Source organism: Rhodopseudomonas parapalustris (assembly GCF_053772255.1).
Window position 1 is genome coordinate 289,819 of the sequence record NZ_JAMKBZ010000002.1, and the last position, 16,365, is coordinate 306,183.

The 16,365-nt window shown below is 60.0% G+C and carries 12 protein-coding genes; 8 read left to right on the top strand and 4 right to left on the bottom strand.

Features of this window, described 5'->3' with window-relative positions; all coding sequences use genetic code 11:
* The first annotated feature begins 11 nt into the window (after positions 1-11).
* Complete coding sequence (locus tag M9H71_RS03420) at positions 12-1,613, top strand: ABC transporter substrate-binding protein (RefSeq protein WP_455403692.1); 1,602 nt, start codon at positions 12-14, stop codon at positions 1,611-1,613.
* Positions 1,614-1,814: 201 nt separating this feature from the next.
* Here M9H71_RS03420 and M9H71_RS03425 read toward each other — a convergent pair whose 3' ends face one another.
* The gene (locus M9H71_RS03425; RefSeq protein WP_455403693.1) at positions 1,815-2,249 is read right to left on the bottom strand and encodes an EF-hand domain-containing protein; all 435 of its coding nucleotides are present in this window, start codon (positions 2,247-2,249) and stop codon (positions 1,815-1,817) included.
* Positions 2,250-2,269: 20 nt separating this feature from the next.
* On the bottom strand, positions 2,270-4,633 hold the full coding sequence (locus tag M9H71_RS03430) for a TonB-dependent receptor family protein (protein ID WP_455403694.1): 2,364 nt from the start codon (positions 4,631-4,633) through the stop codon (positions 2,270-2,272).
* Positions 4,634-5,032: 399 nt separating this feature from the next.
* Here M9H71_RS03430 and M9H71_RS03435 point away from each other — a divergent pair, with 399 nt between their 5' ends.
* Positions 5,033-5,737: a Crp/Fnr family transcriptional regulator gene (locus M9H71_RS03435; RefSeq protein ID WP_455403695.1), complete on the top strand. Its 705-nt coding sequence runs from the start codon at positions 5,033-5,035 to the stop codon at positions 5,735-5,737.
* A gap of 191 nt (positions 5,738-5,928) precedes the next feature.
* Positions 5,929-6,870: a diguanylate cyclase domain-containing protein gene (locus M9H71_RS03440; protein WP_455403696.1), complete on the top strand. Its 942-nt coding sequence runs from the start codon at positions 5,929-5,931 to the stop codon at positions 6,868-6,870.
* 262 nt (positions 6,871-7,132) lie between these two features.
* On the opposite strand, the gene M9H71_RS03445 is transcribed toward M9H71_RS03440, so the two are convergent.
* Positions 7,133-7,738, bottom strand: a complete 606-nt coding sequence (locus tag M9H71_RS03445) for a mobile mystery protein B (RefSeq protein ID WP_455403697.1) — start codon at positions 7,736-7,738, stop codon at positions 7,133-7,135.
* The gene (locus M9H71_RS03450) at positions 7,735-8,196 is read right to left on the bottom strand and encodes a mobile mystery protein A (RefSeq protein ID WP_455403698.1); all 462 of its coding nucleotides are present in this window, start codon (positions 8,194-8,196) and stop codon (positions 7,735-7,737) included. Before M9H71_RS03450 ends, M9H71_RS03445 begins: the two co-directional genes overlap by 4 nt.
* Positions 8,197-9,326: 1,130 nt before the next feature.
* Between M9H71_RS03450 and M9H71_RS03455 the strand changes: the two genes are divergently transcribed.
* From M9H71_RS03455 to M9H71_RS03475, 5 genes are read left to right on the top strand one after another with little or no spacing between them, the layout of a single operon-like run.
* Positions 9,327-9,524 (top strand): glycosyltransferase, encoded by a 198-nt coding sequence (locus tag M9H71_RS03455; RefSeq protein ID WP_455403699.1) that lies wholly within the window; start codon positions 9,327-9,329, stop codon positions 9,522-9,524.
* A gap of 35 nt (positions 9,525-9,559) precedes the next feature.
* Complete coding sequence (gene wecB / locus M9H71_RS03460; RefSeq protein ID WP_455403700.1) at positions 9,560-10,732, top strand: non-hydrolyzing UDP-N-acetylglucosamine 2-epimerase; 1,173 nt, start codon at positions 9,560-9,562, stop codon at positions 10,730-10,732.
* Positions 10,726-11,514: an ABC transporter permease gene (locus M9H71_RS03465; protein WP_455403701.1), complete on the top strand. Its 789-nt coding sequence runs from the start codon at positions 10,726-10,728 to the stop codon at positions 11,512-11,514. The genes wecB and M9H71_RS03465 overlap by 7 nt, the downstream gene beginning before the upstream one ends.
* Positions 11,504-12,847 (top strand): ABC transporter ATP-binding protein, encoded by a 1,344-nt coding sequence (locus M9H71_RS03470; protein ID WP_455403702.1) that lies wholly within the window; start codon positions 11,504-11,506, stop codon positions 12,845-12,847. The genes M9H71_RS03465 and M9H71_RS03470 overlap by 11 nt, the downstream gene beginning before the upstream one ends.
* Positions 12,848-12,861: 14 nt before the next feature.
* Complete coding sequence (locus M9H71_RS03475) at positions 12,862-16,035, top strand: glycosyltransferase (protein ID WP_455403703.1); 3,174 nt, start codon at positions 12,862-12,864, stop codon at positions 16,033-16,035.
* Positions 16,036-16,365 lie beyond the last annotated feature (330 nt).

Below are 16,365 nucleotides of genomic sequence, written 5' to 3' on the forward strand. Positions count from 1 at the left end.
GAGATCAGTTGATGGTGCGGCTTAAGAGTTCATGGGTGCTGGGCGTGTTGTTTGCCGCAGCGAGTGCGATCGGCGCGGCGCGCGCGGAGACCGTGGTGCGTTACGGCATCTCGATGGCCGACATTCCGCTCACCACCGGGCAGCCCGATCGCGGCGCCGGCGCGTATCAGTTCACCGGTTACACCATCTACGATCCGCTGGTGGCGTGGGAGATGAACGTCGGCGATCGGCCGGGCAAGCTCGTGCCGGGGCTCGCGACCGAGTGGAAGGTCGACGATGCCGACAAGACCAAATGGCGCTTCACGTTGCGGAAGGGCGTCAAGTTTCACGACGGCAGCGACTTCAACGCCGACGCGGTGATCTGGAATCTCGACAAGGTTCTCAACGACAAGGCGCCGCAATTCGACAAGCGGCAGAGCGCGCAGGTGAAGACGCGGCTGCCTTCGGTGAAGAGCTGGGCGAAGATCGACGACTACACGGTCGAGATCACCACCAAGACGGTCGACTCGTTCTTCCCGTATCAGATGCTTTGGTTCCTGGTGTCGAGCCCGGCGCAGTATGAAAAGGTCGGCAAGGATTGGGACAAGTTCGCCGCCAATCCGTCCGGCACCGGCCCATTCAAGCTCACCAAGCTGGTGCCGCGCGAACTCGCCGAGCTGACGAAGAACAACGACTATTGGGACAAATCGCGACTGCCGAAGGTCGATAAGCTGGTGCTGGTCCCGATGCCGGAGGCATTGACCCGCACCAATGCGTTGCTGGCCGGGCAGGTCGATCTGATCGAGACGCCGGCACCCGACGCCGTGCCGCAGCTCAAGGCCGCCGGCATGAAGATCGTCGACAACGTCACGCCGCACGTCTGGAACTATCACCTCAGCGTGCTGCCCGGCTCACCCTGGACCGATATCCGCCTGCGCAAGGCGCTCAATCTCGCGATCGACCGCGACGCGGTGGTCGGACTGATGAACGGCCTCGCCAAGCCCGCGGTCGGTCAGGTCGATCCGTCGAGCCCGTGGTTCGGTCATCCGTCGTTCAAGATCAAATACGATCTGGCCGAAGCCAAGAAGCTGGTGAAGGAAGCGGGCTATTCGCCGGAGAAGCCGCTGAAGACCACCTTCATCATCGCCAATGGCGGCACCGGCCAGATGCTGTCGCTGCCGATGAACGAGTTCCTGCAGCAGAGCTTCAAGGAAATCGGCATCGACGTCGAGTTCAAGGTGGTCGAACTCGAAGTGCTGTACACTGCATGGCGCAAGGGGGCGGCCGACGAATCCAACGCCGGCATCACCGCCAACAACGTCGCCTACGTCACGTCCGATCCGCTCTACGCGATCGTGCGGTTCTTCCATTCCGGTCAGGTGGCGCCGGTCGGCGTCAACTGGGGCGGCTACAAGAACCCCAAGGTCGATGCGCTGATCGACGAGGCGAAGACGACGTTCGATCCGAACAAGCAGGACGAACTGCTGGCGCAGGCGCATTCATTGATCGTCGACGACGCGCCGATGGTGTGGGTGGTGCACGACACCAATCCGCACGCGCTGTCGCCGAAGGTGAAGAGCTTCGTGCAGGCACAGCACTGGTTCCAGGATCTCACCACGATCGGATTGCAATAATCCAGAAGATCGGGAATCCGCTGATCGATGGAGCTGCGCATCGCTGGTGCGCAGCTCTTTTTTGCGCCGAGTGCCGATTCTTATCGCTTCCCGAAAGCTGAGCTTATCGCGCGCGGCCGGGCGTGCACAACATTGCGGCGTCGCATGCCTATTGTTGGCGCGGTTCGTTCTTGAATCCGTTCACCGGCACCCGAGGGACCGCTATTCCGGGAAGTCGCGCGAGGTCAGTCGCCCGTCGCCGTCCTTGTCGATCGCCTTCATCCACGCAGCGCTGCCGTCGACGAACTCAGCGCGCGACACCCGGCCGTCGCCGTCGGTGTCGTTGCGCGGCAGAGTCAGGCCATCGGCGATCTGCCGGATCTTGGTCTGCTCCTCTGGTGAAAACCGCGCGATCCCGGCGTCGCGCACCTTGTCGAAGCGCGCATATTCGTCGCGATCGAGATAGCCGTCGGCATTGGCGTCGAAGGCGTAGAAACGATGCTCGCGTCCCTGCCTGATCTCGGCCAGCGTGACGACTCCGTCGTTGTCGGCGTCCCATTGCTCCAGAAAGTGCGACAGGCTGGCCGAGTCGGCCGCGATCGCCGGCGCGACGAGCAGGGCGGCCGCGACGGCCGCCACGAGAAGGCGTTTGGTCATATCGTATCCCTGCTGGTTGATCAGAACGACGCCTTGATGCCGGCGTAGAAGCCGCGGCCGTCGCCGGGCAGGAAGGCAGCCTGGTCGGCGCGCGCCTGATCCACCACCAGCGAGGTCGCCGCATAGGTCTTGTTGAACAGATTGGTGATCTCGCCGAACACCCGGAACGTCTTGTCGATCCGGTACTCGCTGCGCAGATCGACCACCGCGTAGGGATCGGCATAGAGCGTATTCATGTTGTCGACCGGCACCGACGCCGGGCTCCAGCGCACAGCGCCCTGCACCATCCAGGCGTCGGTCGCCTGCAGTTGCAGCTGCGCGTAGATCAGATGCGGCACCGCGCCGCCGAGCTTGTTGTTGCCGCGCAGCGGATCGTTGACGAAGCGGAAGTCCTGATAGGTGTAGGCGAGCCGGCCGGAGAGCTTGTCGGTGAACTTCACGCCGGCGCCGAGCTCGATGCCGAAATGCGTGGTGCGGTCGGCATTGATCGCACCGATCGAGGCGCCGGTGACGTCGCGCAGGTTGAGCAGCTCGTTGTCGATCCACGAGTAGTAGGTGACGACGTCCCAGGAGAACCGATCGGCCCGGCCGCGCCAACCGCCTTCGACCGTCACCGCGGTCTGTGCCGACAGGTTCGGCGTCGCGAACGCCGCCGCAACCAGCTTGGGATTGCCCGGTGTTGGTCGCCCTGGGCTCGAATTCGGCGTGCCGTTGATGGTCGCGATCAGGTCGTCATGGGTCGGCGGCTCGAAGCTGTGGCTGCCGGCGATGAAGAAGGTTTGCGTCGCGTCGGGCCGATACGACAGCGCCAGGCTCGGATTCCAGCCCGAGTAGGATCGTGCGTAGCTGGTGTTCTGGGTCGGCACCGAGCCGTTCGGCAGCAGCACGGTCGGCTTGGCCGGATTGTACGCGATGGTCGGCCGCGTCGCGGCGGTGTAGCGGTCGTCGTTGTCGCGGGTCGCATAGGCGTAGGAGATCGCCGGCGACACCGTCCATTGCTGCCACACCGGCACATTGGCGCCGGCGAACAATGACAGCGTCTGTGCGTCGAGCCGGTTGCTGCCGAACTGCGCGCCGGTCATGCCGCTCTGGTTGAGATAGTAGTCGCGATCCGCCGAGCCGACACTGTATTGCGCGGTGGTTTCGAACAGCGGCAGCAGCGCGTCCGCCGGATTGTAGGCGTAGCGCACGAGGCCGGTGAAGTCGCCGCCCTTGGTGGCACGCACCCCGGAGGAGATCGGAAACCGGAAGGTGTCGTCGGTGGAGGTGTAGCCGAGCGCGATATCGATCAGATGCGCATCGAACGTCGCGGTGGTGCGGTTGCCGATCATGAACTGGCTGGCGTCGCGCCGCGGCTTGTCGCGCACCGCGTTCGGCCCCGGATTGATCGCGGCGCCGTTGACCACGGTCGGCCCGGTCGCGGTCTGCCGCGGATTGGCGAACAGCGCCGTTTTGTTGATCGGGCCGGCGACGTCGAAGCCGAGATCGGTGTAGCCCAGGAAGAACCGGGTCTTGACGTTCTCCGACAGCGCGATGCCGACATTGGCGTTCAGGCTGGTGCGGTCCGACGAATTGTAGTCGCGGAAGCCGTCGCGGCGCGTGGTGTCGAACTGCAGGAACGCATCGACATTGTCCTTCCTCGTGCCGATCTGCGCGCTGCTGTTGATCTGGCCGAAGCTGCCGCCGCTCACCGACATCTGCACGCCGGGCTGGCTCGATCCGGTCGGCGAGATGAAGTTGATCGCGCCGCTCAGCACCGTGGCGCCGAGCCGGTTGGCCATATAGCCGCGATACACTTCGATCGCTTCGGCCTGCCGCGGATTGGCGAAGCCGACGACGTAGGAGCCGTCGGCGCGGTTGATCGGCAGGCCGTTGTACAGCACCAGCACGCCGCGCTCTGCCGGGTTCTGCTGCGCCGAGCCGCGCATCTGAATCCGCGGCTGGTCGTTGGCGCCGAGGAAGTTCTGGATGATCAGGCCGGGCACGCCGGACAGCGTATTGGCGAGCGTCGGGTTGCCGGCGTTTGGTATGTCTTGCTGCGACACCAACGCGACGCCGCCGGCCAGCACGTTGAAGCGCTCGCGCACGAGGTCCACGGTTCGTTCGGCGGAGGCGGCCGGCGCAGCGCTCGGCACTGCCGCCGGCGCGGCGCGCCGCACCACCGAGCGCGGCCGTGCCGGGGCGCGCGCGGTCTCGCGGCGCTGCTCGACCACGATGGTGTCGAGCGTGATGGTGGCGCCCGGCGTCGCCGACTGCGCAAAGCAGATCTGGCTGCTCGACGTCAGCAGCGCCGCCAGAGTGATCGTTCGCAGCGCTTCGCGGCGCCCTGCCGTGCGCGAGTCGCCGATCAGCCTGTGCGTGTCCGGATGCGCATCCGCTGTCATGTTCCAATCCCGTCCAATCGATCGTCGCCCGCCTCGTCGGCGTGCCGCGTGGCGATGTGCTCGCCCTTCCTGCGAATGAAAGGTCGGCCGTGCGGAGCCGCCGCAGCCGGCATGCCGGCCAGCGCGAGGCCACCGCGATCGCGACCTTTCGGTTCTGATCTCGATGGCAACCGGGCTTTCTCGATCGGGGCCGACCATAGCGAGCGGCGCGCCGCGGCTGTTTGCTTTCGAGCAAACAACGCCGGCCGCGAGCGCGATGCGCGCTGGAAAAGCTCGCGACTGTGACATTTCTTCACGGGTCGATTAGAGGCCTTCAAAGCCCGCTGCGCGCTGGGCGCTGATAGGAAGGGGCTGTAGGAAACGCCCGACGATGAACGCCGCAAAATCGCAAGGTCGATGATGGAAAAGGGTGTCCTACGCGCCGCCGCCACACGCAGCGCGCTGTTCTCGCAACTGCCGCCGGCGGAGACGTCGCGTCTGCTCGATGCATCGAGCCTGCGGCAATTTCCGGTCGGGCAGGCGCTGTTTCACCAGGGCGACGTGCCGGAATATCTGTACCTGATCGTCAGCGGCCTGGTGCGTATCAGCCAGATCAACAGCGAGGGCGAGCAGATCACGCTGCGGATCATGCGGCCGGGTGATCTGTGCTGCGTAGCGGCGTTTCGCCAGCGCTCCTATCCTGCGACTGCGACCGCGATCAAGGCCACCTCGGTGCTGGCGTGGCGGACCGGCACCTTCGTCGCGCTGACCCAGCAGAGCCCGACGATCGCCGAAAACGTGGTGTGTATCGCCGGCGACCGGACCCGCGAGATGCTGCAGCGCGCGACAGAGATGACCGGAAAGTGCATCGCGCAGCGGATCGCCGCGTCGCTGCTGCGGCTGTCGGCTCAGGCTGGCGTGACGACGCCGGCCGGCGTCCATATCGAATCCCCGGTGACCCGGATCGACCTCGCCTCGATGGCGGGGCTGACCTACTTCACCGTCAGCCGCACCCTCAGCGCCTGGCAGAAGCAAGGCTTGGTGAAGAGCGGCCGGCATCGCCTGACGATCCTGGACATGGCGCGGATTTCCGAGATCGCCGAGCCGCGCGTCGGGGCGGTGTGAGGCGCGCCCCGCGCTCGCGTCCTGCGGCGCTGAAACCCGATTGATCTTGCCGGCAACGGCGCGGCTCGGCGGCGCACCGTCCGCGCATGCCTGCGACAGATGGATGCGGGCCGGCATATAGAATTCTTTAATGCGGCAGCCCTAGTTCTTAGGGTACTTGGATAAAGCCGTGGAATGCTGCCGGATCGCCGATGAGGAAAGACCATACTGCCTCGGTCTTGTCGGACGAGGCTCGCCTGCGACTGTACGATCGCGCGCTGAACGCGGCCCGGATCGGCGTCTGGGAGTGCGATCTTGAAACCGAGCGCTTGCGCTGGAGCTCGGGGGTCTACGCCATCTTCGGTTATCCGGCCGACAACCCGTTGCGGCGCGCCAGCATCGTCGATCTCTACGCCGAGGAATCCAGGCTTCACATGGAGCTCGCCCGCGCCGAGGTGATCCGCAACGGTCGTCCGGTCACGCTCGATACCGAGATCAGAACCTGCCACGGCGAAACCCGCTGGATGCGTCTGTCGATCGATGCGCTGCGCGAGGGCGATCGGCCGGTGCGGATCTTCGGCTGCAAGCAGGACGTCACCTCCGACCGGCAAGCGATCGAGTGCCTCCGGCGGCAGGCCGAAACCGATCCGCTCACCGGGCTCGCCAATCGCGCGCTGTTTCAGGCGCGCTATCGCGAGGTGGTCGGCGACGGTCTGAATCACGGCTTCGCGTCGGCGCTGGTTCTGATCGATCTCGACGGCTTCAAGGAGCTCAACGATACGCTCGGCCATCTGGCCGGCGACGCGTGCCTGTGCGAGGTGGCGCAGCGTCTGCGGCGAGCGTTCGCCAAAGCCGGCTTGATCAGCCGGCTCGGCGGCGACGAATTCGCCATCATCCTGCGGACGCCGACCAGTCCGGCGCGGATCGCCGAGGTTCTGGAGCGGACTATCGTGATGCTCAACCGCCCGCTGTTCTGGAACGGTCGGCGTATCGAGATCAGCGCCTCGATCGGCGCCGCCACGATCGGACGTCCGCATCGCAGGCGGATCACCGACCTGTTCGAAGACGCCGACCTCGCGCTGTATCAGGCCAAAGCTGCCGGCCGCAATCGCGTGCACCTGATCGGCGGCGAGGCTCAGAGCCGGGCGGCGTAGGGCCGAACGGCGTCGGCCAGCCAGATGCGCGCTGCTTTGCCGACGCGCCGCTTTGCATCCGCAGGCGCGCCGAGTCTCGGTTCGTCAGAAATGGGATTGGGAGGTCGTCATACGTGTCTGCGCAGAGCCGGACTGGCGCAACGCAGAGCATGAAACTGGGCGAAGCCTGCTGATACGGGTTGTGATCCCTCCTACGGATCAGATCCGCAAAATCTCGACTGTGTCGCCCTCAAGGTTACGTTCGAATAATCAGTAGCCTCCGTCATTGGGCGTCGCCATATATGGCTGCAAATGTCATTAGCGGAGCGAAGTCGCCCTGGTCTGCCGCCTTCAGCGCGGAAATATACTCCGCGCGTCTTCCATTCATCTTTTGAAGATCGTGTCCACCGGCCCAGTCAATCGGCTCCGCTTTGTAGACGCGAGCCAAAATCGCATCGGCCATGATACGCGAGTGTCGACCGTTCCCGTTCGGGAAGGCATGTATTTGGACAAGGCGATGGTGAAACCGGACCGCCGCTTCCGAAGCAGGGTATGTCTGATGCTCAGCCCAATACCGGACGTTATCCATTAGTATCCTAAGCTCAACCGGAATGTGGACTGGATCGATTCCGATATTCTTGCCGGTCCTGCGGAACTTCCCTGCCCAGTCCCACACGTCGCCGAACAGGCGCTTGTGAAGATTGATAGCGAAGTCGTCGGTCAACACGTCTCCTCGATGGCGGGCGAGCCAGCGCAAGCCGGATTCGATGTTGGCCTGCTCAAGCTCGTCGAGCTCTTCACGCGTAGTGATGTGCTTGAATTTCAGTCCGCCCATCTCGTTGGGGTCGAGTGGCGTTGCCCCGTCTGGGTAATCCGTGAGCCCGGTCATTTGTCGCTCCAGAGGTCAGGCGGCATTTCGCGGGCCAGCTCGTTTGCCATCCGGTCAACCTCGTCGGCGATCTTCTCATTCGATAGGTTCTGGCTCTCCAAAGCCATATGGGTGCTTGCGGTCCTTACAAGCGCCAGAGCCTTCTTTCGCGCCTGGGCAGCTATGACATCCTCGATGCGGTTGTCGGGAACGACAGCGTAGACAAACCGGCAGCCCATCGCCTCGGCTGCGGCCTGCATGGACTTAAGGGTTGCGCCGCCGCTGAGCTCGGCATGCTCGGCCTGAGCTACCCGTGCCCGCGTAACACCCATCCTTTTGGCGAGTTGGGGACCGGACATGCCTAGTGCCTTGCGTACAGTACGCAGCCATCCTTCCGGCGGCGTTTGCAGGCCGGAACGGCTCGCGGCGCTATCAACAAGCCGCTGATATTGCCGTCGAACGATGTCTCGGACACTCATTGTCAACTCATAAAAATACAAAGGTGCCAATTTCGTAAATATACTTGTATACAAAAATGAGCTTTTGGTCAATATATACGTTGACAGCAATCTTAGAAACGTCAATACATGAATATACGTTGGCTTCCAGCAGTCGGGAAGGTCGACGGCGGCTACGTTTCGCTCTCAACCCCGTCGTTGGATGTGTTGCCGCACCGCAGGGGCGGCCACCCGCGCCATGGTTTCGCCAGCCCGCGCCGGTTCGGCCAGATCATCCCATCGCGCGCGGTTCGTCGCTGCGATCCGTTCGTTAGAGCGAGAGGTGCGCCGCCATCCGCCGCACTTCGTCATGGAACCACCACGGCGACGCTCCGAGAACCCGCTACGCGGACATTCTGCGGACGATCACGGATGAAAATCTAAAAGGCTGGCGCGGCATTCAGAACAAAACTGCGAACTTCTATATTATTGATATTGCGTTGTAATCTGGATCCTTCTCCGTCCTTCCCTGAAGGGTGTCGAGCGCATTGTTCGGCACGATAATGCTGATGGCTCCAATGTGCACCTATAACCGGTGTACAAAATGCAACACTCGGCATTTTGTGCCTTTCGTGGTGCTGACGTCACTTTACACGTCAGGGTGGATTGAATATGGCGGAATATGTAAGCACGGGTTGTCCGCGGCTTTAATGCTGTGCTGGCCCCACGCGTCGCGTTCGCCACGGGAATGACGTAGGGCAATGACTCAAGTGCTGACGAACGAACGTCCCAGCGCCAACTGGGGCAGCGTAAAGGTTTGTCGCAATTGTACACTCCATTCAAACGACAGCAGCGCGTCGGCGGGATGCACCAAGATAGTCGTGGCACTGTCTGTATCCGAAGAATTTCCACCCCCTCCGCGAATTCACACTCTTGATCGACCCGAGGCAGTAGCGCAATAGTCCTGAATTTACAGGACAGGGCAGCATTGATAACTGGTCGAAAGTGTCTGAAGAGAAATCGCGAATTATTTGAAACGAAAGTAGGGCGAGCCTGGGCTAATCTTAGAGTCATCCATGACGACTGGACGATGAAATCAAAGACTCTGAGGTATCGAGAGATAGGGATCGTCACAAATGTGGCGGGATGCGCAGAGTTTGTAAGGGCACGGAGTGGAAGGCTTCGTTGCGAAGCCTGAGTCGGTCGAGAGCCTGAAGCAAGCGATTGTCGCGCTCCTGCAGAACCAATGTGCGTTGCAGACAATGGGCATGGCTGCCCGCAACCGCGTGTTCGAGCTGAGCTCTCGGGAGATCATTGAAGGAAAGTTTCGCGAACTTTTCACAAGTCTCGTAGACAAAAAAATCGACTGAAGATACAAAACTAGCTTTACAAAAGCAGACAAATGATGAGCATCCGAAGAAAACGTGTCCTTTGCTTGGTTGGCACACGCCCTGAGTGCATCAAGATGGCGCCCGTAATATCCGAACTGAAACGACAAGAGTGGGCTGATGTTACTGTCGTAAGCACTGGTCAGCATCGCGACCTCGTGCGACAGATACTTGGGATCTTTTCGATCGAGATTGATCACGACCTCGACGTCATGCAGGACAATCAGACGCTTGCGGGTCTAAGTGGCAGCATTCTGTTCAAGCTTGACCCGCTTCTTGCGTCTGAGGGTTACGATCTCATCCTTGTTCAGGGTGACACTACATCGGTGATGATCGCCTCTCTAGCGGCGTTCTACCGCCGCATTCCGATCGGGCATGTCGAGGCGGGGCTGCGCACCCACGACATCCAGCGCCCCTTCCCAGAGGAGCTCAACCGCCTCGTCACGAGTCTCGTCAGCTGCATCCACTTCGCGCCGACTGAGAAAGCGCGAACGAATCTGCTAGCCGAGCGAGTATCCGCCGGCTCGGTCCATGTCACGGGCAACACGGTGGTGGATGCGCTCCTGGAAGTTTCGAGCAAGGACCTGCCGTGCTCGTTCCCCGTTGGCGCCGGAAGGCGTCTCGTCCTAGTAACCGCACACAGGCGCGAGAACTTCGGCGCGCCGATTCTAGCGATTTGCGACGCGATTCGAGAGCTTCATGACAGATTTCCGGACACGGAATTCGTCTACCCGGTTCATCCAAACCCGAACATTCGTCACCCGGTTCATGCCCGTTTATCTGAGTTGGAGCGGATTCATCTGATTCCGCCAGCTGACTACCAGGACCTAGTTACATTGATGAAGCGGTCGACTTTGATTCTAACCGATAGTGGCGGCATCCAAGAGGAGGCCCCTGCGCTGGGCAAGCCCGTTTTGGTGCTGAGGGACGAGACCGAGCGCCCAGAGGCGGTCGAGGCGGGCGTCGCTCGTTTGGTGGGAGCTGACCGGGAACGGATTGTGCTCGAGACGAGCCGGCTTCTCACCAATCAAGCCGATTATGCCCAGATGGCCCGGGGTGTCTCTCCCTATGGCGATGGCAAGGCGGCACGCCGGATCGTTGATCTGTGCCGCGAGTTCCTGACTTCTGGCGCAGGCACGGAGAACCAGTCGACGGCCTGCGTACTCAGCGCCGGGCGGGCGGTATGTTAGAGAACCTATTCACTCGTTGGAGCTTAATTATAGCCCTGGCAAGACGCGAGATCGAGGCGCGCTACAAGGGATCGCTTGGTGGCCTCGGCTGGTATATCGTTCAGACGCTCGTCACGGTCGCAATCTACAGTTTTGTGTTCGGAACAATCTTCCGCGCTCGCTGGGCAGAAGACGGGCAAGCCCCGATCAACTTCGCCATGGCGTTATTTATCGGCTTGCTGGTCTTCAACCTCTTCAGCGAGGCGATCGGCCGCGCCCCAACCTTGATTCTTGCAAACGCAAACTACGTCAAGAAGCTGGTCTTTCCACTGGAGATCCTGCCGATCGTGGCGTTGCTCGCCGCCGTGTTCAACATGGCGATCGGATTTATGGTGTTCATTTCGATGTCGCTGGTGCTGCAAGTTCACCTTGCTTGGACCGGCCTGTGGGTACCGATCATCCTGGCGCCGTTCATGTTGCTGCTGCTGGGGGTGATGTGGTTCTTGGCCTCTCTCGGGACCTTTGTGCGTGACACAGCCCAGGTGATCTCGCTCGCAACGACGATGCTGATGTTTCTTTCCCCTCTATTCTATCCGGCTGGGGCTCTTCCGAGCGAATTCCGCACCTGGATCGGGTTTAATCCGCTGACGTTCCCTATGGAGCAGTCACGTCGCGCTCTACTGTTTGGCGACACGCCAGATCTGCTGGGGCTAGCGTTCTATTCGGCAGTGGCAGCTGCAGTCGCTGTCCTGGGATACCTTTGGTTCGCAAAGACTCGGAAGGCCTTCGCCGATGTCCTCTGAACCTGTCATCGAGGTCAGGAACGTCAGCAAGTCCTATCTCATCTACGACCAGCCCCAGGATCGCCTGAAACAGATGGTCGTACCCCGCATTGCGCGCGCGCTGGGCCGGACGCCGCGTGCCTATTTCAAGGAGCATTGGGCGCTGCGTGACGTCAGCTTCAGCGTGGGGCCGGGGGAGACTGTCGGGATTATTGGCCGCAATGGCTCCGGCAAGTCGACGTTGCTCCAGATCATTTGCGGCACGCTGGCGCCTACTACCGGCGAAGTCGCTGTCCGGGGACGCATCGGAGCGCTGTTGGAGCTTGGCGCAGGCTTCAACCCGGAGTTCACCGGCCGACAGAACGCGATCCTGAATGCCCAGATCCTCGGTTTGTCCGCCCGCGAGATCTCCGACCGGATCGATGGGATAGAGGATTTCGCTGACATCGGGGAGTTCTTCGACAGACCGGTGAAGATGTACTCAAGTGGTATGTATGTGCGGGTCGCCTTCGCTGTGCAGGCGTGCATCGATCCGGACATCCTAGTTGTTGACGAGGCTCTCGCGGTCGGGGACGCAGCGTTTCAAGCAAAATGCCTTCAGCGGTTGAAAGACCTGAAATCGAGTGGCACGTCGGTGCTCTTCGTCTCCCATGACGTGGCCGCCGTGCGCACCTTCTGCGATCAGGCTATCTGGATCGAACACGGCGCTCTTCGAGCCATCGGCGAAGTGACACGAGTGACAGCGGACTATCTGGAAGCCGTGTTCCTTCCGCATTCAATTGCGCAGCGGCCAAAGTCTACAGCCGGAACCTCGGCTGAAATGTCGGTTGAAGGATCGGCGGTGCCACCGCAAGATCACAGTCGCGTCATCTCTTCCTCCGACGGCGAACTCGGACCGGCCAATCGGCCAGTCGCGCGCTGGGGACGTACCACTGGATTGATCGATACCATAGAAATGTACGACGGATCTGGTCGGGCGACTTTTGTCGTCGAAGGAGACGACATGGTCAGCCTTCAGATTGGCGGGAGCCTCCCTGCGGGCGAGCGCCCGGCTGGACTGTGTGTCGCCTTCTCGATTAAGACGCTGTCTGGCCTCGATCTGATTACGGGTGTCAGTTCGCCCATTGGGCCCGCGCACGGCACGAGTCCGCAACGTTTCACCGCGGCATTCAGCTTTCGTAATCTGCTATCGAGCGACCGCTATATGATTTCGACTGCGCTGCAGCGCGGGAGCCCTCTCGATGTCGAATATATCGAGCACATCGAAGGCATCGCCTTTATGCAATCAGTTCGTCCGATCCAATTTAATGGGCGGATCGTGCCATGTATCGAGTCTGTGCTGAGACTACAATGAATGCTGGGGCAGAGATGAACGACGTGAATACACAATCGTATTGGTCTCACCGCTTCATTGAAGATTGGGAACAGCGCGGTGGACGGCACCAGAGCCGGGCTTTTGCCGGGTTGGCGCTTCAGAACATGCCGGCCTGGTTGGTCTCTGCGATCCGCAGCAACCGTTTGCGAGTTCTGGATTGGGGCTGCGCCCTCGGCGATGGTACCGATCTGCTGAGAAGCGCGCTGAACACGGAACTAACCGGAATAGATTTCGCGAGGCCGGCTGTGGAACAGGCGCGCCTTAGATATCCTTTGTGCAAGTTCGATTGCGTCGACATTTCGGCGACCCCGCTGCCTCATGTTTGGGACGTGATATTCTCGTCCAACACCCTTGAGCATTTCGCCGATCCTTGGGCCACAGCAGAAAAACTCGCGGCCTTTGCCGGGTCAGCACTCGTCGTCCTTGTCCCGTATCGGGAGATCGAGCGCTACTGCGAGCACGAATACACTTTTTTGGCCGAGAACATTCCGACCGTGCTCGACTCACTGCAACTGGCACACTGCTCCGTCCTAGATGCAAGTGTCGAGCCTGCAGCGATGTGGAATGGGCAGCAGGTTCTGCTCGTTTATGTCACCGCGGCGTTCGCCCGCGCCTTGTATTTATCGGATATCTCGATTGCTCCGGATATCGCAGCGTTGCGCCGGGCCAACGAAGAACTGACGAGGCTCACGGCTGAGCGGGAATGTGCGGTGCTTGCTTTGGAGGCGCAAGCGGGTGAACTGGCTACCATTCGGAATAGCTTAATCAGCGAAGCAGAGACCAACCGTGTAACCACTGCGGAGTTGCAGGCGGTCAAGCAAGCTAACGCGGATTTGAATGCGCGCTTGCTTTCGGCCTTAAGTGATTGCAATGATTGGGAGTATCTTGCTAAAGCTGTTGTTGGCTCCACCTCATGGAAAGCGACCCAGCCGTTTAGGTGGCTGTCGACTGCAGCACGGCTGCTGATCTCCAATCCACGCGCGACAGGCAAAAGAATTTCGTACTTCGTTCGGCTTGTGCGGGCCGGCGGCGTCGGGCGCGCCTTCGGATGGATAAGGGAACGCCTTTCTCAAGAGTATGGGCCGCGGACGACGGCCTCCACCGCTAAGCCATTGCTCGGCATTGTGGACGAGCGACGTATTGAATCTCCTGTGTTTGAGGCCAAACAACAGACCGCAGCGTTCGAACTAATTAGACAGGCATTCAATCCATATGAGTTGATTGAGCCCCTTAAGCCGATTCGGGTTGATGTTGTTGAAGAGCCATTTTGCGGCAACTTGTTGCCATTCAGTTGTGTAACAACCGTACGAGACGAAGCGCCTTCAATTATTCGGTTCCTCGAATCACTTGCGAACCAATCCTCACTGCCGCGAGAACTCATTTTCGTCGACGGCGGCAGTTCGGACAACACCGTCAAACTCGCGCGTGAATGGGGCGCGTCAGCTCCTATCGACGTCACAATCGTGGAGGCGGGCCGTGTCAACATTGCGCGAGGACGCAACATCGGTGTCCAAAGGGTTTCAACTGATCTCATCGCGTTCGTCGACGCAGGTACTGTGCTGCAGGCCAATTTCTTCCAGGAATTGATTGGTGCCTTCACGACCTTTGACACGCTTGATGCCGCCTGTGGTCTCTATGAAGCGTCGGAGTCGAACGCGCACTCGAAACAGTTCATCTGGGACTTCGACAATATCGATCTCAAGAATTTTCTTCCGTCGGCGCGCGCGCTTGCGGTCACGAAGGCGACTTTCCAGAGAACGCACGGTTTTCCCGAATATTTGACGAAGACGGGTGAGGACACTTCCTTTGCTTTGGAGCTACGCCGCGTATCGCGAAATTGGGCCGTGTGTCGCTTGGCGCGCGTGGTTTGGAATGCTCCGGTCGAGGCGGCACAATCCAAACGCCTCATGTACAATTACGCTTATGGAGATGGAGAATCTGCTTTCGGTGATTTCAATGCTTACTCTCACGTTCTTGCGAAGAATGCCTCGAGCACCTGGCTAACACATGAATGGGTGAACGGCTACATCGCCGGCCGACTTCATCGCTCGGCAGTCGAGGTCGAGCGTCGAGGTATTCGCAAGATCGTTATCATTCTTTCTGGCGTCCCGTTCACGGATTCTGGTGGCGGTCAACGCTGCAGTCAGATGGCAATCGCCTTTGCAAGGAAAAATTGTAAAGTTGTGTTCGTGAACATTTATCCAAGTTTCGAGGAAAAGAAGAAGATCTACTTCGACGTTGACCTATCCCTCTTTGAATTCTATGCGCTGAAGGATTTTAACCCGAACGAGATCGCGGACAGATATGGTCAGTTTGACGTTCGAGTATCGGTCATTTCGGAGTTTCCACACCCGAGCTTGCTTCCGGTAATCGAGGCCCTCAAGTCGCGCTTCAGAGAGCGAGTCACTACAATCTATGACTATATAGATAATTGGGAAACCTCACTTGGATGGGAATGGTATAGCCAATCGGTCGAGCGGCGCTTCATCGAACAGGCGGACGTTCTCGTGGCTTCGGCGAAAACGTTGCAGCAGAAGCTATCCGAAGCTTCTAAGCGGGAAGTGGCATTGATTCCAAACGCGGTGAATGATCGAATTTTCGATCGAAGTTCCGTCTTCGCGCGTCCGGCAGACCTTCCGGTCGGACGAATGATTGTTATTTACACTGGGGCGATGTGGGGCGAGTGGTTCGATTGGGAATTGCTGAGTTACTGCGCCGCGCAACTCCCTGACTTTGATTTTGTGTTGATCGGTGGCGCCGATCCTGCTCGGCAGGACAGTATTTCGGCGACATTTGAGAATGTTCATTTCCTTGGTGTCAAGCCGCAGCGTGATCTCCCAGCCTATCTGGCTCATGCCGAAGCCGGAGTCATTCCCTTTGTCCCGGGCAACGTAACGCATTTCGTCAACCCCCTAAAGGTCTATGAGTACGTTGCCATGGGGCTGCCCGTCGTCAGCACGAACATGAAGGAAATCGCGGGAATTCCGGGTGTTTCGATGGCATCGACGGCACATGAGTTTGCTACAGCGGTAAAGGTTTCAGCAAACACTCGGCCGCCCGTGGACGAAATGATCCGCTTTGCTAAGCTCAACAACTGGGACGCGCGCGTTGAACTCTTCATCGAGATCATTGAACCGACATCGTACCAGCAACGGAGTGCGAGTTAGATTATGGATATCGAGCAATCGTTCCCGTCAGAATACGTTGACGAAGACACACTGAGCGCAGTCAAGAACAGCGTCGATCGTGTTGATTCCAGTTCGGTACTGGGCGTCGGTCCGGGTGGACTGCACTTCGACACACGGCGATTGGCGGCAACCGTAGGATGTCTGCGAAAGCATCTTGCCGAAGGGGCGCGATGTTTAGAGATTGGAAGTCGTCCGTGAACAATTTGGAAGCGGTTGATTTTGTTGGCTGATCGATTGTTGGCAAGTATTCGATTTTGCAGGAAAGCCGCGGGGTGACCGTGGTTTTCTTGCGTTTTGGGAGTGTCGGTT